23 protein-coding genes and 1 tRNA gene are annotated in these 23,911 nt (G+C 63.6%); 11 read left to right on the forward strand and 13 right to left on the reverse strand.

Translation table 11 applies throughout. The features are described 5' to 3' along the window. Positions 1-59 precede the first annotated feature (59 nt). The 6 genes from BVH73_RS05525 to BVH73_RS05550 form a co-directional block, all read right to left on the reverse strand. Positions 60-2,984: a ribonucleoside-diphosphate reductase subunit alpha gene (locus BVH73_RS05525; RefSeq protein ID WP_154048430.1), complete on the reverse strand. Its 2,925-nt coding sequence runs from the start codon at positions 2,982-2,984 to the stop codon at positions 60-62. A 281-nt stretch (positions 2,985-3,265) separates the two neighbouring features. Next, entirely contained in the window at positions 3,266-3,853 is a 588-nt protein-coding gene (gene ampD / locus BVH73_RS05530; protein WP_079416819.1) for a 1,6-anhydro-N-acetylmuramyl-L-alanine amidase AmpD, read from the reverse strand. 2 nt (positions 3,854-3,855) lie between these two features. After that, entirely contained in the window at positions 3,856-5,349 is a 1,494-nt protein-coding gene (locus tag BVH73_RS05535; RefSeq protein ID WP_079416821.1) for a sigma-54-dependent transcriptional regulator, read from the reverse strand. Next, entirely contained in the window at positions 5,346-7,016 is a 1,671-nt protein-coding gene (locus tag BVH73_RS05540; protein ID WP_079416823.1) for a sensor histidine kinase, read from the reverse strand. The genes BVH73_RS05535 and BVH73_RS05540 overlap by 4 nt, the downstream gene beginning before the upstream one ends. A 43-nt stretch (positions 7,017-7,059) precedes the next feature. Continuing rightward, a complete protein-coding gene (locus tag BVH73_RS05545) occupies positions 7,060-7,284 on the reverse strand; it encodes a PP0621 family protein (RefSeq protein WP_079416825.1) in 225 nt (74 codons plus the stop codon). Beyond that, the gene (locus BVH73_RS05550) at positions 7,281-8,120 is read right to left on the reverse strand and encodes a cytochrome C assembly family protein (RefSeq protein ID WP_079416827.1); all 840 of its coding nucleotides are present in this window, start codon (positions 8,118-8,120) and stop codon (positions 7,281-7,283) included. Before BVH73_RS05550 ends, BVH73_RS05545 begins: the two co-directional genes overlap by 4 nt. Before the next feature lie 115 nt (positions 8,121-8,235). On the opposite strand from BVH73_RS05550, the gene ffh reads away from it, so the two are divergent. After that, positions 8,236-9,585, forward strand: a complete 1,350-nt coding sequence (gene ffh / locus BVH73_RS05555) for a signal recognition particle protein (protein WP_079416829.1) — start codon at positions 8,236-8,238, stop codon at positions 9,583-9,585. 4 nt (positions 9,586-9,589) lie between these two features. Here the strand turns inward: ffh and BVH73_RS05560 are convergent, their stop codons facing one another. Together BVH73_RS05560 and BVH73_RS05565 are read right to left on the reverse strand one after the other, a co-directional pair. Continuing rightward, positions 9,590-10,237 (reverse strand): lytic transglycosylase domain-containing protein, encoded by a 648-nt coding sequence (locus BVH73_RS05560; protein ID WP_079416831.1) that lies wholly within the window; start codon positions 10,235-10,237, stop codon positions 9,590-9,592. Positions 10,238-10,265: 28 nt separating this feature from the next. Beyond that, positions 10,266-11,996: a proline--tRNA ligase gene (locus tag BVH73_RS05565; RefSeq protein WP_079416833.1), complete on the reverse strand. Its 1,731-nt coding sequence runs from the start codon at positions 11,994-11,996 to the stop codon at positions 10,266-10,268. 175 nt (positions 11,997-12,171) lie between these two features. Between BVH73_RS05565 and BVH73_RS05570 the strand changes: the two genes are divergently transcribed. Further along, on the forward strand, positions 12,172-12,759 hold the full coding sequence (locus BVH73_RS05570) for an RNA pyrophosphohydrolase (RefSeq protein ID WP_079416835.1): 588 nt from the start codon (positions 12,172-12,174) through the stop codon (positions 12,757-12,759). Then, positions 12,756-13,298 (forward strand): CNP1-like family protein, encoded by a 543-nt coding sequence (locus BVH73_RS05575; protein WP_079416837.1) that lies wholly within the window; start codon positions 12,756-12,758, stop codon positions 13,296-13,298. The genes BVH73_RS05570 and BVH73_RS05575 overlap by 4 nt, the downstream gene beginning before the upstream one ends. Positions 13,299-13,314: 16 nt before the next feature. Here BVH73_RS05575 and proB read toward each other — a convergent pair whose 3' ends face one another. The 4 genes from proB to rplU all read right to left on the reverse strand — a co-directional run bounded on the left by proB (position 13,315) and on the right by rplU (position 16,243). Next, positions 13,315-14,445 carry a glutamate 5-kinase gene (proB, locus tag BVH73_RS05580; protein WP_079416839.1) on the reverse strand — a complete coding sequence of 377 codons (1,131 nt, stop codon included), beginning with the start codon at positions 14,443-14,445 and terminating at the stop codon, positions 13,315-13,317. Position 14,446: 1 nt separating this feature from the next. Further along, a complete protein-coding gene (gene cgtA / locus BVH73_RS05585) occupies positions 14,447-15,523 on the reverse strand; it encodes an Obg family GTPase CgtA (RefSeq protein ID WP_079416841.1) in 1,077 nt (358 codons plus the stop codon). A 138-nt stretch (positions 15,524-15,661) separates the two neighbouring features. Then, the gene (gene rpmA / locus BVH73_RS05590; RefSeq protein WP_079416843.1) at positions 15,662-15,919 is read right to left on the reverse strand and encodes a 50S ribosomal protein L27; all 258 of its coding nucleotides are present in this window, start codon (positions 15,917-15,919) and stop codon (positions 15,662-15,664) included. A 12-nt stretch (positions 15,920-15,931) separates the two neighbouring features. Then, complete coding sequence (rplU, locus tag BVH73_RS05595) at positions 15,932-16,243, reverse strand: 50S ribosomal protein L21 (protein WP_079416845.1); 312 nt, start codon at positions 16,241-16,243, stop codon at positions 15,932-15,934. 331 nt (positions 16,244-16,574) lie between these two features. Here rplU and BVH73_RS05600 point away from each other — a divergent pair, with 331 nt between their 5' ends. The 8 genes from BVH73_RS05600 to BVH73_RS05635 all read left to right on the forward strand — a co-directional run bounded on the left by BVH73_RS05600 (position 16,575) and on the right by BVH73_RS05635 (position 23,496). Continuing rightward, complete coding sequence (locus tag BVH73_RS05600) at positions 16,575-17,585, forward strand: polyprenyl synthetase family protein (RefSeq protein ID WP_079416847.1); 1,011 nt, start codon at positions 16,575-16,577, stop codon at positions 17,583-17,585. A 46-nt stretch (positions 17,586-17,631) separates the two neighbouring features. Then, positions 17,632-17,708: transfer RNA gene (locus BVH73_RS05605), tRNA-Pro, on the forward strand. 205 nt (positions 17,709-17,913) lie between these two features. Further along, the gene (gene pilB, locus BVH73_RS05610) at positions 17,914-19,653 is read left to right on the forward strand and encodes a type IV-A pilus assembly ATPase PilB (protein ID WP_079416849.1); all 1,740 of its coding nucleotides are present in this window, start codon (positions 17,914-17,916) and stop codon (positions 19,651-19,653) included. Positions 19,654-19,667: 14 nt separating this feature from the next. After that, on the forward strand, positions 19,668-20,888 hold the full coding sequence (locus BVH73_RS05615; protein ID WP_079416852.1) for a type II secretion system F family protein: 1,221 nt from the start codon (positions 19,668-19,670) through the stop codon (positions 20,886-20,888). Continuing rightward, positions 20,888-21,757 (forward strand): prepilin peptidase, encoded by an 870-nt coding sequence (locus tag BVH73_RS05620; protein ID WP_079416855.1) that lies wholly within the window; start codon positions 20,888-20,890, stop codon positions 21,755-21,757. The genes BVH73_RS05615 and BVH73_RS05620 overlap by 1 nt, the downstream gene beginning before the upstream one ends. Further along, positions 21,754-22,374 carry a dephospho-CoA kinase gene (gene coaE, locus BVH73_RS05625; RefSeq protein WP_079416858.1) on the forward strand — a complete coding sequence of 207 codons (621 nt, stop codon included), beginning with the start codon at positions 21,754-21,756 and terminating at the stop codon, positions 22,372-22,374. Before BVH73_RS05620 ends, coaE begins: the two co-directional genes overlap by 4 nt. A 111-nt stretch (positions 22,375-22,485) precedes the next feature. Beyond that, positions 22,486-23,238, forward strand: a complete 753-nt coding sequence (zapD, locus tag BVH73_RS05630) for a cell division protein ZapD (protein ID WP_079416861.1) — start codon at positions 22,486-22,488, stop codon at positions 23,236-23,238. Between the two features lie 6 nt (positions 23,239-23,244). Then, positions 23,245-23,496, forward strand: a complete 252-nt coding sequence (locus BVH73_RS05635; protein ID WP_079416863.1) for a DNA gyrase inhibitor YacG — start codon at positions 23,245-23,247, stop codon at positions 23,494-23,496. Positions 23,497-23,520: 24 nt separating this feature from the next. Here BVH73_RS05635 and BVH73_RS05640 read toward each other — a convergent pair whose 3' ends face one another. Next, the gene (locus BVH73_RS05640) at positions 23,521-23,883 is read right to left on the reverse strand and encodes an NUDIX domain-containing protein (protein WP_245800479.1); all 363 of its coding nucleotides are present in this window, start codon (positions 23,881-23,883) and stop codon (positions 23,521-23,523) included. Positions 23,884-23,911: the final 28 nt, after the last annotated feature.

Here is a 23,911-nt window from a genome sequence, read left to right on the forward strand (position 1 = left end):
GAAGGCCTTCGAAGACCTCCAACGATCACACTGCGATGGCATGCATGACAAGCCCGGCCTTACTGGCAGGCTTCGCATTCAGGGTTGTCGATGGCGCAGAAGCGGATGTCGCCGGACTGCACCACGGCTTGCGCCGACGCTGCTGCAGCCTCGCTTGGCGCATGGGGCACCGCATTGAGCTGGCCGGCCTTGACCGTCGATTTCTCGGCATGCGTGGCGCCGATGGTGCGCAGGTAGTACGTGGTCTTGAGGCCGCGCAGCCAGGCCAGCTTGTACGTCTCGTCCAGCAACTTGCCCGAGGCATTGGCCATGTAGATGTTGAGTGACTGCGCCTGGTCGATCCACTTCTGGCGGCGTGCTGCGGCTTCGATGATCCACTTGGTGTCGGTCTCGAAGGCGGTGGCATACAGCGCCTTGAGGTCTGCCGGGATGCGATCGATGCGCTGCGTGCTGCCGTCGAAATATTTGAGATCGGCCACCATCACCGCATCCCACAACCCGCGCGCCTTGAGGTCTCGCACCAGATATTGGTTGATGACGGTGAACTCACCCGACAGATTCGACTTGACGTACAGGTTCTGGAAGGTCGGCTCGATGCACGCGTCCACGCCGACGATGTTCGAAATGGTGGCCGTCGGCGCAATGGCCACGCAGTTGGAGTTGCGCATGCCGTGCTGTGCGATCTGGGCGCGCAAGGCGTTCCAGTCGAGGGTGCTGGAGGTGTCGGCTTCGACATAGCCCCCACGTTGCTCGGCCAGCAGCTTCAGGCTGTCCATGGGCAGGATGCCCTGGTCCCACAGCGAGCCGCCATAGCTGCTGTAACGACCACGTTCGCGTGCCAACTCGCTCGATGCCCAATAGGCCTCGAAGCAGACGGCCTCCATGGATTGGTCGGCAAACGCCACGGCCTCTTGCGAACCGTAGGGAATGCGAAGTTGATACAGACAGTCCTGAAAACCCATGATGCCCAGCCCCACCGGCCGGTGCTTCATGTTGGCATTGCGCGCCTTGGCCACGGCGTAGTAGTTGATGTCGATGACGTTGTCGAGCATGCGCATCGCGATCTGCACGGTGCGCTTGAGCTTGGCCTGGTCGATGACCTTGGTGCCGCTTTCCCCCTCCTTGAGATGCGCGACCAGGTTGACTGATCCGAGGTTGCACACCGCGATCTCGTTCTCGTTGGTATTGAGCGTGATCTCGGTGCAGAGGTTGCTCGAGTGCACCACGCCCACATGCTGCTGCGGGCTGCGCACATTGCACGCGTCCTTGAAGGTGATCCAGGGATGGCCGGTTTCGAACAGCATCGACAACATCTTGCGCCACAGCTGCACCGCGGGCACGGTCTTGAACAGCTTGAGTTCGCCCAATGCGGCCTTCTGTTCGTAGCGGGTGTAGGCCTGTTCGAAATCCTGGCCGAACTTGTCGTGCAGATCCGGCGTGTCGGAGGGACTGAACAGCGTCCAGTCTCCGCCTTCCATCACCCGCTTCATGAACAGATCGGGCACCCAGTTCGCGGTGTTCATGTCGTGCGTGCGGCGGCGATCGTCGCCGGTGTTCTTGCGCAGTTCCAGAAACTCTTCGATATCCAGATGCCAGGTCTCCAGATAGGCGCAGACCGCGCCCTTGCGCTTGCCGCCCTGGTTCACCGCCACCGCGGTATCGTTGACCACCTTGAGGAAGGGCACGACGCCCTGGCTCTTGCCATTGGTGCCTTTGATGTGGCTGCCCAGGGCGCGCACGCGCGTCCAGTCGTTGCCCAGACCGCCGGCGAACTTGGACAACAGCGCGTTCTCCTTGATGGCCTCGTAGATGCCGTCCAGATCGTCGGCCACGGTGGTGAGGTAGCAGCTCGACAGTTGCGAGCGACGGGTACCTGCGTTGAACAGCGTGGGCGTGCTCGACATGAAGTCGAAGCTCGATAGCAGCTCGTAGAACTCGATGGCGCGCGCCTCGCGGTCGATCTCGCCCAGCGACAAGCCCATCGCCACGCGCATGAAAAAAGCCTGCGGCAGCTCGATGCGGCGCCCATCCTTGTTAACCCGGGTGTCGGCACGATTGGCAAGGAAGTAGCGGTCGTACAGGGTTTGCAGACCGAGGTAATCGAACTGCAGATCGCGCTCGGCCTTGATGGCGGCACCGAGGCGGACGAGATCGAACTGCCCGAGCCGCTCGTCGAGCAGCTCAAGTTCAACGCCCTCCTTGATGCACAGCGGAAAATAGTCTGCATAGCGCTGTGCCATCTGTGAAGGCGCGACATCCTCCTTCAGCGTTTCGCGGCGCATGGTGTGCAGCAGCAGACGCGCCGTGACCTTGGAGTAATCGGGGTCGCGCTCGATCAGGGTGCGCGAAGCCAGGATGGAGGCCTTGTAGACCTCGATCATCGGCACGCCGTCGTACAGATTGCGCAGGGTTTCCGCCACGATGGGCGCCGCCTTCACATCCCCACTCAGGTTGGCGCAGGCCGACTCGATCAGCGCGACCAGCGCGGCTTGATCGAGGGGTTTGCGCACGCCGTCGTCGATGACATGCAACACGGGCGCCGCGGTTTGCTCGACGGCTGTCGCCTTCTGTTTGGCGCGCTCCTGGGCGCGACGCTCGCGGTACAGCACATAGGCTCGCGCCACCTCATGCTGACCGGTGCGCATCAGCGACAACTCAACCTGGTCCTGAATGTCCTCGATATGAAAAGTGCCGCCACTGGGTCGGCTACGCAACAGCGCGCGCACGACGTTTTCGGTCAGCGCATTCACAGTCTCGCGCATGCTCGCCGAGGCCGCCCCCTGTCCCCCTTGCACAGCGAGGAAGGCCTTGGTCATCGCCACGGCAATCTTGCCAGGCTCGAACCCCACGACCGCGCCATTGCGCCGAATGATTTTGTAATCCGAAAAATCACCCAATGCGGCCTGCTTCTGCGTGTCCACGTCGAGATGGGAGAGGTGTTGCGCGGCAGGGATTGGTTCGGTCGTGGTGGCTGTCTGGGACATCGGGTACTCCTCGGGGCAGATGGTCCCGCGCTTCAAATCCGGCGACGCATGAAGGCGCACGGACTCGGCACGGATGAGCGATAGGCTGAGTCGGAAAGTGGCTCGCGGCAAGGCCAGGTTCAGGCACTGACCGGCTGCGCATTTCCAAGCCTCAGGACACTATATCTAGTGCTCGTTTGAAATTCAACCACTATTTATAGTGTCGAGGAAATTGACAGCCCACCCACAGCTTATGCACAGGTTCATGCACAGAGACGTCTCCGGGAAGACCCGGAAGGCTCTCAAAACGCCTGGAAAGGAAAGGCTCGTACAGGCAAGGCCAGGCCGTCTTTCAGGCGCCGCCAGTCGAAGCCTGTGCCGGGGTCGGTCTTGCGCCCGGGCGCAATGTCGCTGTGGCCCGCGACGGCGCGCAGGGGATAGCGTGCGAACAGTTCGGAGCCCAGGGCCATCAGGGTCTCGTACTGCTCGGGCTCGAACGGTTCGTCATCGCTGCCTTCGATCTCGATGCCGATGCTGAAGTCATTGCAACGGTCGCGTCCGGCGAAGTGCGAGACGCCGGCATGCCAGGCCCGCTGGGCGCAAGACACATACTGCGTCAGCACCCCATCGCGCTGAACCACGAAATGCGCCGACACCTTGAGACCTTCGAGTGCGGCAAAGGCTGGATGCGCCCCAGGATCGAGACGATTGCAAAACAGGCGCTCGATCGCATCGCCACCATACTGGCGCGGTGGGAGCGCGATGCAATGGATCACCAGCAAATCGATCGGCATGCCGGGAGGTCGATCATCCTGGTTGGGCGACGGCACATGACGAGCGTGGCGCATCCAGCCTTGTCTCACCGCGTCGGCATCAGGGGCGACCGACATGATCAGACGAGGCCATCCGCCGGATCGCGAATGTCCAGACGTTCCATGCGGTAGCGGATCTGGCGAAGATTCAGACCCAGCAATTGCGCGGCCGCGGTGCGATTGAAACGCGTGCGCCGCAGTGCCTCGCAAAGAATGCTGCGCTCGACCTGATCGAGGTAGTCGCCCAGATCGGGGGGCAGTGGTGTCTGGGCAACGAACTGCGCCATCGGAATCTGCGTTGCCTGCGCGCTGTTGTGAGCTGTCGCATCGGGCTTCGGGATCGAAGGCGCCGCTACGGTCGACAAGGTCGCATCGAGGCTCGCCGAAGCGAGAGGCGCTATGCCGATGGAGCCGCCGCCGCTCTGCAATTCGAGATCGCCCGGACCCAGCAGATCCTGCGCCGCCAGGGCCGCAGCGCGATGCAGCAGGTTCTCGAGCTCACGGACATTGCCCGAGAAGCGATGCTGACGCAGGTGCTGCAGCGCCGCGGGGCTCAGTCGCAAGCCAGGCCGGGCGTTGTCGCGGCGGATGTCGGCCAGCAGGGCCTCGACCAGGACCGGAAGATCGTCCAGACGCTCGCGCAACGGGGGCAGCGCCACGGCAATGACGTTGAGACGATAAAACAAATCCTGCCGGAATTGGCCCTGCTCGACCATCCGTTCGAGATGACGGTGGGTGGCGCTGACCAGCCGCACATCCACGGCGACTTCGGCGGTCTCGCCCACTGGGCGCACTCGCCGCTCCTGCACGGCACGAAGCAGCTTGGCCTGCATGGCCAGCGGCAGCTCACCGATCTCATCGAGAAACAGCGTGCCCCCCTGCGCCGCGGCGAAAAAGCCGGCATGGTCGCCCATCGCCCCGGTGAAGGCACCTTTGCGATAGCCAAAAAACTCGGCCTCCAGCAACTGTTCGGGAATGGCGCTGCAGTTCACCGGAACGAAGGGGCCGCCGGCACGGGCACTGCACTCGTGCACGGCCCGCGCGGCCAGCTCCTTGCCCGTGCCCGACTCGCCGTGAATCAACACCGGCGCCATGCTGCGCGCCACGCGCTGCAGTGTCTGTTTGAGCGCAAGCATCACGCCGGAACCGCCCACCATGCGCTGCAGCGCGCTGCTGGTCGGCGCCTGGACTTCCCCATCAGCCGCGGCGATGGCCGCATGCACGGTGCGGCGCAGCGCGGCCAGATCGACCGGCTTGCTCAGATACTCGAACGCCCCCGCCTTGAGCGCGGCCACCGCGTTTCCGGCACTGCCGTAGGCGGTGATGACGATGGACTTCTCGTGCCGATCGGGCTGGGTCTCCAGCCAGCGCAGCAACTCCAGGCCCTCGCCATCGGGAAGACGCATATCGGTGAGCATGAGCGCGTACTGCCGCCGCGACAGGTGATCTCGCGCCTGAGCAATGCTCGCCGCCACATCGATCTGCCAGCCCTCGTGCACCAGGCTCAAGGTGTAGAGCTCGCGCAAGTCGGGTTCGTCGTCGACGATGAGAATGCGCACATCCGCTGAATTCATGCTTCGGGGCCCGGTGCGATCTGAATGACAAAGGCGCCGCGCGCCTGGGGCGTGCCTTCGCGCTCGATGCGATAGACCAGGCGCGCGCCATTGCGCAGACACAGTTCGTGAGAAATATACAAGCCCAGCCCCACGCCCCGGCTGCTGGTGGTGCGAAACGGCTCGAACAACTGCGCGCGCAGTTCCGCGTCGATCAGCGGGCCATCATTGGAAACCTGGATTTCACGCACCCGCCCGGCACCCAGTTGCCGGATCTCGATCGATCGCGGCTGGTTGCTGGCGTAGCGCCGAGCATTGCTCAACAGATTGACCAGAACCCGGCGCAGATGCAGGGCGTCGAAGCGGATCTGCGCGGCATCGTCCTGAATGAACAGGCCCACGCGCCCTTGGTCCGGCTGGTCGAATTCGGCATGGAGTTCGCGCATCAACGGGGCGCAGTGCATCAGGCCGATGTCGCGCGGTGCGGTGCGCCCGAGCTCCAGTACGTCCTCCACGGTCCGGTTGATGCGTTCCACGTTCTGACCGATGAGATGATGCAGTCGCTCGAGCTGCACCGGGTCGGCCGCGTACTCGCGGGCCAGCTGGTTGGCCTGACCGATTGCACCCAGCGGATTGCGGATCTCATGCGCCACGCTGGCCACCAGCCGACCCATCGCAGCCAGCTTCTCCTGCTGAATGCGTGCATCGATCTCGCGCAGATCCTGCAGCACGATGAGGTAGCCCGCGCCGCCCGGCAGATCTTCCAGCTTCGACAAACGCAGCAGCAGCTTGCGCTCCGACGGCGTGCGCACCTGGACCTCCAGCTCATCCTCGCCGTCGATGGCCATGCGCTCCACCTCTTTGCGCACGATCTCGGCGGCCGGCAGATCGCGCAGCGCCTTGCGCCCCCCCAGCCAGCGCGCGGTGACCGCATCGCTCCAAGGCAGATCGAGCAGATGCTGCGCCGCCGGATTGAGCGCCTCCAGCACCATGTTCTGATCGACGACCATGACCCCGTCGCGCTGCGCCTCGATGACCCGCTGGTTCAGCGCCATCTGGCGCCGCGCGATGGATTCGCTGGCCGCCGCTCTCGCCTCCTGGCGTGCGAGACGTTGCGACAACTGCCAGGTCAACACCGCCACGGCGAAGTAGGCTATGCCGACAAAGGCGGCGTTGAGCATGCGCTGTTCGGCCGCCGCCACCCCGCCCATCATGGCCCATGCGGCACCGCTCAGCAGGATCAGCGTGACCAGAGCCGCGACGAACAGGGTGAGCGACAAGGTGCCGTAGATCCCCGCGGCCAAGACCGGCAAGGCATAGATCAGAGAAAACTCGCGCGCTGGATAGCCTGCGGTGAATTGAAGGGTGCTGAACGCCAGCAGATCGACGGCAATCGCAATCAGCACCTGCCAGGCCAGGCCGTCCGCGCGGAAGAAACTCCACCACAGACTCAAGGCGGTCAACACCACGTAGAGCAGCGCGACCCAATACCCGAGATCGTGGGTGGGCTCGCCTACATCGTGCGGTCTGGCCTGCAGCATGGGCAGCAATACCAGCCAACCCAGCAGCATTAACGCCATGAGCACCCGTGCCGCGGCCAATACACGGTAGGTCCGCAGACGTTCACGGCCGAGGCGGGACGAAGGCACGAAAGCCGTGCCGGACGACGTGGCTGTCGGCGCGAACATGGACCGCGCGAAGGCACTTTCAGCGGCGACCGCCGCCTGCGATTTACGACCCCAGACGGGCATGCTCGTCGCAGCAGAACGGCTTGCCATCGCGCCAGACACAGCGGCTGGCGGGAGAGTGCACCCCACAGTGCGCGCAGGGGAGCATCGCTTCCGGAATCTGTGGCTTGGGGGTCGGTTGAGGGGGGCGGACGGTACGGGGTTGCTGGGCCCTCTTGATGAGCATCAGCCCGACGATCACCACCACGAACAGAACGAGGTACTTCATCGTTGCAAAATCACCTGCAGCACAAAGCGCGAGCCGACATAGGTGAGCAACAGCAACACAGTGCCGCCGAACAGCCAGCCCAGGGCCCGCGTGCCGCGCCAACCCAGAAATACCCGGCCCATCATCAGCACGGCGAAAATGAGCCAGGCGGCGATGCCGAACACCGCCTGATGATTGAACTCGAAGGGCTTGCCGAACAGCTTCTCGCTGAACGTGGCAGCAAACACGAGCGACGCCGTCAGCAGGGCGAAGCCCACACCCGCGAGCCGGTAAGTGAGCTTTTCCAGGGTGAGCAGAGGAAGGCTGCGTGAGACCCCAGACACCGCGCCCTTGCGCCGGTGCAGCGAGCGTTCGGCAGTCCATAGCAAGATGCCATGCAGCACCGCGGCACCAAACAGTCCGTAGGCCGCGATGCCCATCGCCCAGTGCAAGGCGAAGGTGGGGCCGGCGCCGTAAGGCGGCGTAAAGGTGCCCGGAAACACCCAGCTCAACAGGATGGACATGGCCGCCAGCAGGCAGATCCAGCTCCTGAGCATCTGCAAGGGGTAATAGAGGCTTTCCACCCAATAGACCGCCGCGACCAACCAGAAGGTGACCGAGAGCGCCTGAGCGAAGCCGAAATGCGGCTGCAACTCGCCATGCAGCACCATGGCGAACGTGATGGTCTGGGCGATCCAGGCCAGCGCCATCACCCAGGTCGACCAGCGCTCGGAGCGTTGCGTCGTCCCTTGGTTGCCGCTTTCCGCATGACCCAGCGCCAAAGCGGGCGTGGGGCGCGACAACACCGCAGCCAGCATATAGAAGGCAAAGGCGAGGCTATTCACTAAAATCGACATGTTTCAAGTTTAACCGACCCCCCTGCGGCAGCCCTAGGCCGCGAGCGGCAAACACCAGACTGGCAACAGGCCCCGCGCCTGCCGGTCCACCCAACGCCCGAATCCTCCACGCCTCATGCTCAACAACCTCACCCAACGTCTGTCCCGCGTGGTCAAGACCCTCAAGGGCGAAGCACGCATCACCGAGTCCAATATCCAGGACATGCTGCGCGAAGTGCGGCTCGCGCTTCTCGAAGCCGATGTGGCGCTTCCGGTCGTGAGGGAGTTCACCGCCCGCGTCAAGGAAAAAGCCCTGGGCCAGGAAGTCGTCGGTTCGCTCTCCCCGGGCCAGGCGCTGGTGGGTGTGGTGCAGCGCGAACTTGCCGACCTCATGGGCGGCGATGCCGTACCGCTCAACCTCGCCACCCAGCCGCCGGCCATCGTGCTCATGGCCGGTCTGCAGGGCGCAGGCAAGACCACGACCACCGCCAAGCTGGCGCGGCTGCTGACCGAACGGCAGAAGAAGAAGGTGCTTACCGTCTCGTGCGACGTCTACCGGCCAGCGGCCATCGCCCAGTTGCAGACCGTGACGGCCCAGGCGGGTGCGGAGTTCTTTCCTTCCGAGCCCACCGACAAGCCGCTGGACATCGCGCACCGCGCGGTCGACTATGCGCGCAGCCACCACTTCGACGTACTGCTCGTGGACACAGCGGGTCGTCTCGCGGTGGATGAGGCCATGATGCGCGAGATCCGGGAGCTGCACGGCGCGCTCAAACCCATCGAAACCCTGTTCGTGGTCGATGCCATGCAGGGCCAGGATGCGGTGAACACCGCACGCGCCTTCCACGACACCCTGCCGCTGACCGGCATCGTGCTCACCAAGCTCGATGGCGATGCCCGCGGGGGTGCGGCGCTCTCGGTGCGCCAGGTCACCGGAGCGCCGATCAAGTTCGCCGGGGTGTCGGAGAAGATCGACGGCCTGGAGCCCTTCGATCCGCGTCGCATGGCCGACCGCATTCTGGGCATGGGCGACATCCTCGCGCTGGTGGAGCAGGCGCAGCGCCAGGTCGACATCGACGCCGCCCAGCAGCTCGCCGCCAAGGTGAAGTCGGGCGCCCAATTCGACCTCAACGACTTTCTCATGCAACTGCAGCAGATGAACAAGATGGGCGGCCTGCAGGGCATGCTCGACAAGCTGCCGGCCGAGATGCAGGCCAAGGCCGGGCAGGCCGACATGAGCCGCGCCGAACGCGATATGCGCCGCATGCAGGGCATCATCCACAGCATGACGCCGCAGGAACGCCACAAGCCCGATGTCATCAAGGCCACGCGCAAGCGCCGCATCGCCCAAGGCGCGGGCGTTCAGGTGCAGGAGGTAAACCGGCTGCTCAAACAATATGAGCAGATGCGCGACATGATGAAAAAGATGAAGGGCGGCAAGATGTTCAAGATGATGCAGCGCATGGGCGGCATGATGCCGCGCTGAACCTTCAGCCCGAACCGCCCGCGACCAGCCAGCGCTGTCGCGCGGCGAGTACCGCATCCGGATAGGCCGCCCGCCCGCGCGAGCCGTTGTAGCGGCCGAGGGCGTAGAACAGGTTGCCGTTTTCGAGGTTCAGATAGTGACGCAGGATGACGCAGCCGTAACGCAGATTCACCTGCATGTGCAGCAGACTGGCCACCTCGCCATTGCCGATCTGCCGCGTCCAGAACGGCATGACCTGCATATAACCCATCGCACCGGCCGATGAGATGGCGTATTTTTTGAAGCCGCTTTCCACCTGGATCAACCCCAGCACCAGCGCGGGCTCCAGTCCGGCGCGGTGCGATTCGTACCAGACGGTCTGCAGAAAATCGCGGCGCACAGAAAACCCGGGGATGCGGTTCTGCAGCCGCGCCGACTCGGTCGCCAGCCACACCCAATACTGGGCGAAGTGGTTGGCATCGCGAAAATGCGGCTGCGGCGGGGGTGCCTCGGCGATCTGCGCAGCCAGCACGGTGCGCACCGCGTCGCTGAGCTGCTCTTCCTTCTGCGCCCCCGCCCAGGCGTAGGTCGCGGGCAGGCCCCAGCCCGCGCCGATGGCGGCGCCGAGCCCAGCCATCCGCACCAGGCAATGGCGGCGCGATAGACGCCTCATACGCTCGCGGGCCGTGTCGAAAACAGGCTCAGTGCTTGAGGCGGGACTGCAGTTGCGCAGACGCCTCGGCCAGTGGCAGCACGGTAGGCGCGGCATCGCGGCGATGCTGGTATTCCACCGTGCCCGCGGCGATGCCGCGATCGGAAACCACCAATCGATGCGGCACGCCAATCAGCTCCCAATCGCCGAGCATCACGCCCGGGCGCTCGCCGCGGTCGTCCAGCGCCACATCCACACCGGCCCCCAGAAGCTCGTCGTAGAGCGCGTCGGCCGCTTGGCGAACGGCCTCGCTGCGGTCATAGCCGATGGGACAGATCACGGCGGTGAACGGCGCGATCGCATCCGGCCAGATCATGCCCTTGGCGTCATGGTTCTGCTCGATGCAGGCCCCGAGAATGCGGGTGATGCCGATGCCGTAGCACCCCATTTCCAGCGTTTGCGATTTGCCCTTGTCGTCCAGGAAGGTCGCGCCCATCGCGGCCGAATACTTGGTGCCCAGATAGAACACATGGCCCACTTCGATGCCACGGCAGATCGAGAGCGTGCCCTGGCCATCCGGGCTGGGGTCGCCCGCCAGCACGTTGCGGATGTCCGCCACCTCGGGCTCGGGAAGGTCGCGCCCCCAATTGACGCCGGTGTAGTGGAAGTCCTCGGCGTTCGCGCCGACGACGAAGTCGTGCATCTGGGCCACCGTGCGGTCGGCAATCACGCGAACGGGAAGGCGGGTGCCCAGCGGCCCCAGATAGCCCGGGGGCGTGCCGAAGGTGGCCACAATCTCGGCCTCGGTCGCCATGCGAGTGTTGGACAGGCCGGCAAGCTTGCCCACCTTGACCTCGTTCACCGCATGATCGCCACGCACCAGCAGCAGCACCACCGTGGCCGGCTGTCCGGCCTTCTCGGCGTCGACCGCAAGCACGACCGATTTGATCGTCTGCTGCAGTGCGATGCCCAACAGGGCCGCCACGTCCTCGCATTTCGCCGCGCCCGGCGTGGGCGTCTTCTGCAGGGCTTGTGAGGGCTCTGCGCGCGTGGCGATCAGGGAAAGCGCTTCGGCCTTCTCGATGTTGGCGGCAAAGTCCGAACCCTCACAGTAGGCGATGGCGTCTTCTCCGGTGTCGGCAATGACGTGGAATTCATGGCTGAGCGATCCGCCGATGGCGCCGGAATCCGCCGCAACGGCACGGAACTCGAAGCCAAAGCGCTGGAAGATCCGCACATAGGCATCGAACATCGCTCGGTAGCTGGCCTGCGCCGACTCGAAATCGCGATCGAAGGAATAGGCATCCTTCATGGTGAACTCGCGGGCCCGCATCACGCCAAATCGCGGACGTCGTTCGTCGCGGAACTTGGTCTGGATGTGATAGAAGTTGAGCGGCAGCTGACGCCAGCTCCGCACCTCGCTGCGCACCAGGTCGGTCACGACCTCCTCGGACGTCGGCTGGACCACGAAGTCGCGGTCGTGGCGGTCTTTGATGCGCAGCAGCTCGGGCCCGAACTTGTCCAGGCGGCCCGTCTCCTGCCAGAGTTCGGCGGGCTGCACGACGGGCATGAGCAACTCGATCGCACCCGCGCGATTCATTTCCTCGCGCACGATGGCCTCGACCTTGCGGATGCTGCGCAAGCCCAGCGGCAGATAGCTGTAAAGCCCGGCGGCGTGCTTCTTGATCATGCCTGCGCGCAGCATCAGCGCCTGGCTGCGAACATCGGCATCAGCCGGATCGTCTTTCTGAGTGGAGATGAAAAATCGGGAAATTTTCATGCGTAGCGGCGCGGGGCCGACATTGAGGAGAAGGGGTGAGAAGGACAGCGGGATCGGCTGCGTCAGCCGTCAAGGGCCTTCCACGGGCCCCTTCGCCCTGTGGAGATACCCCCTGCAACGACGGCGTCGCTGCCTATAATCAAGCGGAGAATTCTAAAAGATCGAGGATCAGGCGATGTTGGATCGCGAAGGCTACCGTCCCAACGTGGGCATCATCCTGCTCAACGCCAGAAATCAGGTGTTCTGGGGCAAGCGCGTCCGGGCGCATTCCTGGCAGTTTCCCCAGGGTGGCATCAACCCGGGCGAAACGCCCGAACAGGCGATGTACCGTGAGTTGCACGAAGAGGTCGGCCTCAACCCTTGTCATGTCCGCATCATCGCCCGTACCCGGCACTGGCTGCGCTACGACGTGCCCAGTCACTTCGTTCGCCGCGACAGCCGCGGCATCTACAAGGGCCAGAAGCAGATCTGGTATCTGCTGCGCCTGACGGGACGCGATTGTGATGTCTGCCTGCGCGCCACCGAGCACCCCGAATTCGACGCCTGGCGCTGGAACGAATACTGGATCCCGCTCGACAGCGTGATCGAGTTCAAACGCGAGGTCTATCAGATGGCGCTTACCGAGCTGGCGCACTTCCTGCCCAAAGCCGAACCTCGTACGCGATTCCTGCGCGCCAATCTGCGCCATCGGCACGAAGGGCCGGGGACGGTTGCCGAGCCTGGCGCTACGTCCTCCCATCTCACCAACCCGGATCCCGCATGATGTTTTCCCGATCGGCGCCTGTGCGCGCCGCACTGCTGGCCTGTCTGTGGCCCGCACTCGTCCTGGCGCCCTGCGCCCACGCGCAGTCCACCAGCGACGAAGGCTGGTTCGGCGCCAAAACGACGACAGCCGAAGCCCCAGTGACCTTTCCCCGCGCACCCCAAGACCTCGTGCACGTGCACATCACCGCGAGTGGGTCGCTTCAGTTTTATGTCGATCGGGGGTCGGTCTCGGTAGAACCCGGACAGACCGTGCGCTACACCCTGGTCGGAAAAACGCCTGACGGTCCGAGCAACATCACCTACGAGGGCATCAATTGCGCCAAGCGGCAGTGGAAACTCTATGCCCTCTGGAACGACGCCAGCAAGCAGTGGGTGGCGGCAGCCGGAAGTGACTGGCAGCCCATTCCCGAAAACGGCGCCGCTCGTGTGCACTCCACGCTGTTCCGCGATGATTTCTGCCGCAACCAGTCGGTCCGAGGCCCTGCGGCCGACCTGGTGCGCCGCATCGAACTGGGGCTGCACGCCCCTTCGGATTGATAGCGGCGGAATCCGCCTACAGAAACACCATATTGTCGCGGTGGATCAGCTCGGGTTCCTCGCTGAATCCAAGAATGGCCTCGATGTCCGAAGACGGACGGCGCATGATGCGCCGGGCCTGGGATGCCGCGTAATTGCTCAATCCACGGGCGATTTCCGCGCCACTGGCGTCACGTACTGCAATGACGTCGCCCCGCTCGAAGTCCCCGTGCACCTCGATCACGCCGACGGGCAGCAAACTCGCGCCCTGGGCGCGAAGCCGACGGGCCGCGCCTTCATCCACCGTCACCCAGCCCCGCAGCTGCAGGTGATCGGCCATCCACTGTTTGCGTGCGGCCAGCTTGGCGTGTCCGGCCAAAAGTTGGGTGCCGACGATTTCACCCCGTGCGAGCCGCGCCAAGACCTCGGGCTCGCGGCCGCTTGCAATCACCGTATGTGCGCCACTGCGCGCTGCGCGCCGCGCTGCCGTGACCTTGGTGGCCATCCCGCCGGTGCCGATTCCGGTGCCGGCGCCGCCCGCCATCGCCTGCAGCGTGGCATCCTCGGCGTCAGCCTGCGCGATCAGCGTGGCGTCGGCATGCTTGCGTGGATCGGCGCTGTACAGACCGGACTGGTCGGTGAGAATAATGAGCACATCGCCTTCCACCAGATTGGTGACCAGGGCGCCCAGGGTGTCGTTGTCACCGAATTTGATCTCGTCGGTGACCACCGTGTCGTTCTCGTTGATGACCGGCACGACACCCTGCTCCAAAAGGGTCAGCAAGGTCGTGCGGGCATTGAGGTAGCGCTGGCGATCGGCCAGATCGGCGTGGGTCAACAAGACCTGGGCGGCGATCATGCCGCGCTCGCGGAACGCCGTTTCGTAGGCTTGCGCAAGCCCCATCTGGCCCACGGCCGCCGCGGCCTGCAATTGATGCATCTCACGCGGACGCTGCGACCAGCCCAGGCGGCGCATGCCCTCGGCGATGGCACCGCTGGAAACCAGAATCACGTCCTTGCCCGCCGAGCGCAGCCCCGCAATCTGTCCGGCCCAGCGCGAGACGGCTTCGAGATCGACGCCGCGCCCTTCATTGGTCACCAGACTGGAGCCGGCCTTGATGATGATGCGCCGCGCGGATTGCACGACGGAACTCGACAACAGCTGCATTTCAGGGGCGGACATCGTCAAAAGAATCGTCACGAAAGCGGGGATCGGGTTCGACGGTTTCGACCGGCCTGCTCTGGCCGATATGTTCGGCAATCGCGTGCAGCAAGGGGTCAAGTCCCTCGCGCGCCAGTGCCGAAATCGGGAATACCGGGCCTTTGTAGCGCAGTCGGCGCAGCAGATTCTTCACCGCGGCCTCGCGCTCGCCTTCAGGCAGAAGATCGAGTTTGTTGAGCACCAGCCAACGAGGTTTGGCGGCCAGGTCCGCGTCGTATTTTTTCAGCTCGGCCACGATGGCGCGAACATCCTTGACAGGATCTGCGCCCTCTTCCACAGGCGCCATGTCCACGATGTGCAGCAGCAGCTTGGTCCGCTGCAAATGGCGCAGAAACTGGTGTCCGAGCCCCTGCCCTTCAGCCGCACCCTCGATCAGCCCGGGAATATCGGCAATGACGAAGCTCCGGCCTGGCCCCAGACGCACGACGCCGAGATTGGGATACAGCGTGGTGAACGGGTAGTCGGCGATCTTGGGCCGGGCGTTCGACACGGCGGCAATCAAGGTGCTCTTTCCCGCATTGGGCATGCCCAGCAAACCCACATCGGCCAGCACCTTCAATTCGAGGCGCAGTTTGCGGTGTTCCCCCTCTTGCCCCTTGGTCGATTCGCGCGGAGCACGATTCACGCTGGACTTGAAGTGCAGGTTGCCCAGCCCGCCCTGGCCACCCCGGGCGATGATGATCTCCTGGCCATCCTGCACCAGATCGGCGATCAGCGCATTCGTTTCCGCGTCGTAGATCAGGGTGCCGACCGGCATGCGCAGCACCTTGTCGTCACCCCCCGCGCCATACTGATCCGCACCGCGCCCATGCTCGCCATTGCGTCCGCGGTGCAATTTCGAAAATCGGAAATCCACCAGCGTGTTCAGATTGACGTCGGCACGCGCAATGACATGCCCGCCGCGACCACCGTCGCCGCCGTTCGGGCCACCAAAGGGAATGAATTTTTCGCGGCGAAACGACACGCAGCCGTTGCCGCCGTTTCCGGCGTGCGCTTCGATCACGACTTCATCGACAAATTTCACGGGGGGCTCGTTTCGCAGAAAAAACAGAAAACCCCGGCTGGTGAAACAGGCACACGCGTCGTGTGCCTTGCGTCACCATGCCGGGGCGTTGGTGGGGCTTTCACCCCGATCCGGCCACTGAGGTGCCGGATCTGCCGATCAGTTGGCTACGACGGAAACCGTCTGCCGATTGAACGCGCTCTTCACTTCAAATTCAACGCGGCCGTCGACCAGCGCGAACAAGGTGTGGTCTTTGCCGATGCCGACATTGTGACCGGCGTGGAACTTGGTGCCACGCTGGCGCACGATGATGCCGCCAGCCGAAATGCCCTGGCCGCCATACACCTTCACGCCAAGCCGTTTGGCTTCTGAGTCGCGACCATTACGCGTCGAGCCGCCGCCCTTTTTCTGTGCCATGTCTGATACTCCTTAGGCCGAGATCGTTTCGATCTGAAGCTCGGTGTAATTCTGCCGATGCCCCTGATGCTTCTGATAGTGCTTGCGGCGACGCATCTTGAAAATGCGCACCTTGTCGTGCCGCCCGTGCGACAGCACCTTGGCCGTCACCTTTGCACCGCTGACCAGGGGAGTACCGAATTTGGCGTCTTCACCGTTGACCACGGCAAGCACCTCTTCCAGCACAATATCCTGACCTACGTCTGCCGGCATCTGTTCTACCTTGATTTTTTCGCCAGCCGCAACACGGTACTGCTTGCCGCCGGTTTTTATGACCGCATACATAAGTTCACCTCTGAGAAATCGTGCGTGTGGCCGACCGATCAATTCGATCAGATCCATCAGCCCCTGCACGGACCACCGGGCACCCTCAGCGCCTGACTGGAGCCCAGCCATCGCAAAGCACCATTCCATTCAACACTCAGGACCGCCCGGAAAAAGCTGCATATTCTAGCATTGCTTGCGATTTTCGCCAGCCCCAGGCCGGCATCGTTGCCCCTGCACCATCGCACAGAGTCCGAACACGGCGCCCTCCGCCCACACCTTCTTAGAATGGTCGCTTGCAGCGAAAGATCAAAAATTGTCAACCAGCACACGATTCGCAACGGATTCACCCATGCCGCTTCCCTCCACGCAAGCGCCTGACACATCCGGCACGCCGACGATTCATGCCGTCTTTGCACCGATCAAAGAGGACATGGCTTGCGTCGACCAGGCCATTCATGCCCATCTGGCCTCCGAAGTTGCACTGATCAACACCATTGGCGGCTATATCGTCGCTGGTGGTGGCAAGCGGCTGCGCCCAGCGCTGCTGCTGCTCGTGGCGCAGGCACTGGGCTTTCGCGGCGGCCAACAGCACGTCATGGCCGCCGTGGTGGAATTGATCCATACCGCCACGCTGCTGCATGACGATGTGGTGGATGAGTCGTCCATGCGGCGTGGCCGGGAAACGTCCAACGCTCTTTTCGGCAACTCGGCCAGCGTGCTGGTCGGAGATTTTCTGTATTCGCGCGCATTCCAGATGATGGTGTCCGTCGGCAACATGCGCATTCTCGACATCTTGGCCGACGCGACCAATGTGATCGCTGAAGGCGAAGTCCTGCAGCTCCTCAACATGCATGATCCGGAGGTCGACGACCAGCGCTACCTGCAGGTCATTCGATTCAAGACGGCGAAACTCTTCGAGGCCGCCGCGCGCATTGGGGCTGTGCTTGCCGGCGCGACTGCGCAGACGCAGGAACAAATGGCTTTGGCTGGTCGCAGTTTCGGCACCGCCTTCCAATTGATCGACGATCTGCTGGATTACAACGGCAACTCCGCAGAACTGGGCAAGAACATTGGCGACGACCTGCGCGAAGGCAAGCCCACGCTGCCGCTCATCATCGCCATGCGACAGGGCACTGCCGCGCAACGCTCCCTCCTTGAAAACGCCATCCGCCAGGGCGACACCACCGCCCTCGACGACGTGATGGACATCGTTCAGAGCTGCGGCGCGATGGAGGCTGTGCGCCAAGCCGCACAGGAAGAATTACGCGTCGCAGAACAGGCGCTCCGCCCCCTTCTTGCTAGCCCAGCCCGGCAGGCTCTGCTAGACTTATGCGCTTACTCTTTGGGACGCACGGTTTGAACTCGTTGGTACAAGATGAGATCCTCTGCGCGGAATCCGATGAGATCGGGGTGTAGCTTAGCCTGGTAGAGCGCTACGTTCGGGACGTAGAGGCCGGAGGTTCGAATCCTCTCACCCCGACCAGAATCCAGAAAACGGCCGCCATCGTGAACACGATGGCGGCCGTTTTTCTTGGCTAAGTGGCCCGCACCGTCAAGACCGCCACAATCGTGCCGTAACACCTCTAAACTGTGGATTTTTCACGCCACCAACCCACCAGGTGCGGCGTGAAGGATTTACAAACCCTCTCGGTCGCCCGCATCATGGGCGGCCTAATCTCTGCAGCATCATGTCCGCCACCTCGATCGCCGCATCCGCCTCACCGCCATCCAAGGCCCTGCCTGGCCTCGCGCATGCTTTGGTGCAGGCTGAACTGCTGCCGCGCACCCTGGTTGAGCAGATCCATCAGCGCAGTCAGGAAACGCGCAGCAGCTTCATCGCCACGCTCATTGGCAGTGGCTCCATGAATGCGCCCGATCTGGCGCATTGGGTGAGCAAGACCTTTTCCTTGCCGCTTCTCGACCTGGACGCCTATGACCCGACCCGTCTGGCAACCGGTGCGATCGACTCCAAAATCATTCAGAGCTACAAGGTGCTGCCGCTGCTCAAGCGCGGCAATCGCCTGGTCGTGGCCACCGCAGATCCCGCCGATCACGAGGCAGAGGACAAGATCAAGTTTCAGTCGCAGGCACAGATCGAGCTGGTCGTCGTCGAGTATGACAAGCTGACGCGCATCATCGAGCAGGCTGGGCAGTCGGCCAACAGCCAGATTTCGGCGCTGGTCGGCGAAGATTTCGATCTGGGCGACCTTAGCGATGGCAGCGAGGCCCCGGAGGCCAAGGAACAGGCCAACGAGGTTGACGATGCTCCCGTGGTGCGCTTTCTGCAGAAGATGCTGATTGATGCCATCAATATGCGGGCATCCGACCTGCATTTCGAGCCTTTCGAGCACTTCTACCGGATCCGGTTTCGCGTCGACGGCGAACTACGCGAAATTGCCCAGCCGCCAGCCTCGATCAAAGAGAAGCTCGCCTCGCGCATCAAGGTGATTTCCAAGCTCGACATTGCCGAGCGCCGGGTGCCCCAGGATGGGCGCATGAAGCTGCGAATCAGCCCCGAGAAATCCATCGACTTTCGCGTCAGCACGCTACCCACCCTTTACGGCGAGAAGATCGTGATGCGGATTCTCGACTCGTCCGCAGCCAAGCTCGGCATCGACGCGCTGGGTTACGAGCCCGAGGAACGCGAAAAGCTTCTGCGGGCAATTCGGCGCCCCTACGGCATGATTCTGGTCACCGGGCCGACGGGCAGCGGCAAGACCGTTTCGCTCTACACCTGTCTGAATCTGCTCAACCAACCCGGGGTCAACATCGCCACGGCTGAAGATCCCGCAGAAATCAACCTGCCCGGCGTCAACCAGGTCAACGTCAATGAGAAGGCCGGCCTGACCTTCGCCAACGCGCTGCGCGCCTTCCTTCGCCAGGATCCGGACATCATCATGGTCGGGGAAATCCGCGATCTGGAAACCGCCGACATCTCGATCAAGGCAGCGCAAACCGGCCACCTGGTGCTGTCCACGGTGCACACCAACGACGCACCCACCACGCTGACCCGCTTGATGAACATGGGCGTTCCCGCCTTCAACATCGCCTCCAGCGTCATCCTCATCACGGCGCAGCGGTTGGCACGCAAGCTCTGCAATCAGTGCAAGACACCGGTTGACCTGCCTGCCGAAACCCTGCTTGAGGCGGGCTTCCAGGAAGAAGATCTCGACGGCAGCTGGAAGCCTTACAAGGCCGGAAAATGCAACGCCTGCGGCGGCTCGGGCTACAAGGGACGTGTCGGCATCTATCAGGTCATGCCGATTTCCGAGGAAATACAACGCATCATCCTTAATCACGGCACAGCCATGGACATCGCAGAGCAGGCGCGCAAGGAAGGCGTGCGCTCGCTGCGCGAGTCCGGGTTGATCAAGGTGAAACAGGGGGTCACCTCCCTGGAAGAAATCATCGCCGTGTCCAACGAGTAAACGGGGGAAGCACCATGGCTACAGCGACGGCGCGAACGGCGAAGGAAGCGCTTTTCGAGTGGGAAGGCAAGGACCGGCAGGGCAAGCTCCAACGCGGCGAACTGCGCGCGGGCAGCGAAGCCATCGTTTCCGCCTCACTGCGGCGCCAGGGCATTCTGGTCACCAAGGTCAAGAAGCGCCGGCTGACCAGCGGCAAGGCCATCAAGGCCAAGGACATTTCCACCTTCACGCGGCAGATGTCCACCATGATCAAGGCTGGCGTGCCGCTGCTGCAGTCTTTTGACATCGTCGGACGCGGACACCCCAACCCGAACATGGCCCGGCTGATCATGGACATCCGCGGCGACGTGGAAACCGGCACCAGCCTGTCCAACGCCTTTCGCAAGCATCCCAAATACTTCGACGCGCTCTACTGCAACCTGGTCGAAGCGGGCGAGACGGCCGGTATGCTCGAACTGGTGCTCGACCGTCTGGCCACGTATCAGGAAAAGTCGCTGGCCATCCGCAGCAAGATCAAAAGCGCGCTCACCTACCCGATTGCGGTGATGGTCGTGGCCTTCGTGGTCGTGTCCATCATCATGCTGTTCGTCGTGCCCGTGTTCACCGACGTGTTCTCGCAGTTCGGCGCGAGTCTGCCCGCCCCCACGCTGATGGTGGTGGCCATGTCCAATTTCTTCGTGCATTACTGGTACATCCTGTTCGGCACCATTTTTCTCGGCGGCTATTTCTTTCTGCAGTCGTGGAAGAAATCGATCAAGATGCAGGAAAGCATGGATCGCTTGCTGCTGCGCGTCCCCGTTTTCGGCAAACTGGTCCGGCTGGGCGCCCTGGCGCGCTGGACCCGCACGCTGGCCACGATGTTCGGCGCCGGGGTGCCGCTGGTCGAGGCGCTCGACGCCGTGGGCGGTGCCGCGGGCAATATCGTCTATCTCCGCGCCACCGAAAAGATTCAGCAAGATGTGTCGACAGGCACCAGTCTGACCACGTCGATGCAGACTCAGGGCGTGTTTCCGCCGCTGGTCATCCAGCTGACATCCATCGGTGAAGAGTCCGGCTCGCTCGATTCGATGTTGAGCAAGGCCGCCGACATCTACGAAGCCGAAGTGGACGAGCTGGTGAAAAACCTCTCCGCCCTGCTCGAGCCCATCATCATCGTGTTTCTGGGCGTGATCATCGGCGGATTGGTGGTGGCGATGTATCTGCCGATCTTCAACCTGGGCAAGGTCGTAGGCTGATGCCCGATTTCAGCGCAGCGCCCCTGAGCTTCTGGATCGTGGCTGCCGGGCTGATCGGCCTGGCGGTGGGCAGCTTTCTGAACGTGGTCATCTATCGCCTGCCGGTGATGATGGAGCGGCAGTGGCAGGCCGATGCCCACGCCACCCTCCATCCCGATGACGAAGCCCCACCCGCCGAGCGCTTCGACCTTGCGGCACCGCGCTCGCGCTGCCCCTCCTGCGGCCATGCCATCACCTGGTGGGAAAACATTCCGGTTCTGAGTTTCCTGTTTTTGCGCGGCAAGTGTTCGGCCTGCGGCACGGCGATTTCGTGGCGCTATCCGCTGGTGGAGTTGATGACCGCCTTGCTCAGCGCCGCCGTGGTGGTTCGGTGGGGCGCAAGCTGGGACAGCGTGGCCTACATCGCCCTGCTCTGGGCGCTCATCGCCCTGGCCCTGATCGACTTCGACACCACCTTGCTGCCCGACAGCATCACCCTGCCCCTGCTTTGGCTCGGGCTACTGTGGCATGCGGTCCTGCATCCAGCGCAACTCTCCAGTGCGGTGTGGGGTGCGGTGGTCGGGTACCTGGCGCTGTGGATCGTGTACCAGGGATTCAAGCTGCTGACGGGCAAGGAGGGCATGGGCTTTGGTGACTTCAAGCTGCTGGCGGCGCTCGGCGCCTGGTTTGGCGTCGCGGCACTCCTGCCGATCATTCTGCTGTCCAGCATTTGCGGCGCCGTAATCGGCATTGCGCTGCAGGCGCTCAAGCTGACCGAGCGCGGACGGCCGATTCCCTTTGGCCCCTTCCTGGCCGCCGCCGGCATTCTTCTGCTGTTGATCGGGCCGGACACCCTGGTGGCGATGCTGCTGCCCAGCGCAGGGGCATGAAGGGCGCAGCGCGTCTGCGCGTCGGCCTCACCGGAGGCATAGGTTCGGGCAAATCGGCAGCGGCGGATCTCTTTGCCGCGCATGGGGCCGTCATCGTCGATGCCGACGTCATCGCTCACGAACTCACCTCCTCAGGCGGCGCGGCCATGCCCGCGCTGGTCGAAGCGTTCGGCCCCGACATCCGAGACAACACCGGCGCCCTGGATCGCGCGGCGATGCGCCAGCGCGCGTTTGCCGATCCCGAAGCGCGCGCCCTCCTGGAATCCATCCTCCACCCCCGCATCGGGTCAGTCATGCGGCAAGCCGCAGCCGAACGGCCCGGCGACTATCTCGTGCTCGTCGTGCCCTTGCTGGTGGAACATCTGGATCGTTGGCGGCCGCAGATCGACCGGCTCTGCGTAGTCGACTGCCCGCCCGAGGTTCAACTTGCGCGGGTGCAGGCGCGCTCCGGCCTGGCGGCCGAAATGATCGAGGCCATCATGTCCACGCAGGCCACGCGAGCGCAGCGCCTGGCGGTGGCAGACGACGTGCTCGACAACCGCGGTGATCGGGAACACCTGTCCCGACAAGTCGATGCGCTGCATGCGCGCTATCGTTCATTCGTCCACAAAAATTGAGTTCAGGCGCGGCTTGCATGACAATGCAGGCAGCCGCCGTCGCCCCGCCGGGCGGCATGCCAACCTCCCCGCGCTTCGCCGTGCGCCAAGCTGCCCCAACCGGATCGGCCCGTGATTCTGTACGAATATCCCTTGCACGAACGTGTGCGCACGCTGCTCAGGCTGGAACATCTGTTCCGCCGCGTCGATGTGCTGCAGCAAAGCGCGCTGCCGGAGCATCATCATTTCGCACTGATCACCCTGTTCGAAATCATGGACGTCGCAGCGCGCCAGGATCTCAAATCGGAAATTCTCAAAGAGCTCGAACGCCAGCGGCAGACCTTCATCGCCTATCGGGGCAACCCGGCCGTGGCCGAGTCGGCCCTAGACGCCATTCTTGGCGAACTCGATCAGGCCTTTCAGTCCCTCAGTCAGCAGCAGGGCCGGGTTGGCCAGAGTCTGCAGGACAACGAATGGCTGATGGCGATCCGCAGCCGCGCCAACATTCCTGGTGGCACCTGCGAGTTCGATCTGCCGGCGTATTACGCCTGGCAACACCTGCCGCAGCAACAGCGCCAAAGCGATCTGGCACGCTGGCTTCAATGTTTCGCTCCACTTGCCAGCAGCGTGGAGCTGTTGTTGCGCCTGCTGCGCGACGCCGGCAGTACGCGCAAGATTCAGGCCGTCCACGGCAGCTATCAGCAGCAGCTCGCCGGCAAGACCTACCAGTTGCTGCGACTGCGCATCGATGGTGCCCTGGGCGTGGTTCCCGAAATCACGGGACACCGCCTCATGGTCTCGGTGCGCTTCATGCAGCCCGATGCCGAATGGCACATGACGCCCAGTGCCGATGAAGTGCCCTTCGACATGACCCTCTGCCCCTGAATCAGCATGGCCTCGCCCTCTCGAACGCCGTCAGCGGCGACCCAGCGCAAGGTGCCCTGCCCGCACTGCGGCACGCCCACGGTCTACAGCCTGGACAATCCCTGGCGCCCCTTTTGCAGCGAACGCTGCAAGTCCCTCGATTTCGGCGCCTGGGCCAGTGAGAGCTACCGCGTGCAGGCCAAACCTGATGCGGCCGACATCGAGGCCATGGAGCAAGACCTGGAGCGCCGCGCCCAGAGCCCGGGCCAACGCCACTGAACAGGCCTCAGCGCCGGGCCAGGCTCAGCCTGGGTCTTCGGCCAGCCATTCCAGCACGGGCAGAGCACCCGGCAGCACAGGGCTGAGCGTGACCGGCAGCGTCTGCCATGACAACTGCTGGCCCTCACGGCCCTGAGGCTCGCCCTCCCAGGCCGTGATGCGGCAGAACTGCAGGTCGACCAGCGCATGGGGATAGTCGACTCGCAAGCTCCTCCAGAACTGGGCCTCGCGCACGCGTACCCCGAGCTCTTCCTCAAATTCCCGGGCCAACGCGTCCCTCAGCGATTCACCCGCTTCGAGCTTGCCGCCTGGAAATTCCCAGTAGCCCGCATACGGCTTGCCCTGCGGACGCGACGCCATCAGAAAGGCCCCGTCCTCCCGCATCATCAGCCCGACCGCCACGGCAACGGGCTGG

It is taken from the genome of Thiomonas intermedia, from assembly GCF_002028405.1.
Taxonomy (GTDB): domain Bacteria; phylum Pseudomonadota; class Gammaproteobacteria; order Burkholderiales; family Burkholderiaceae_C; genus Thiomonas; species Thiomonas intermedia.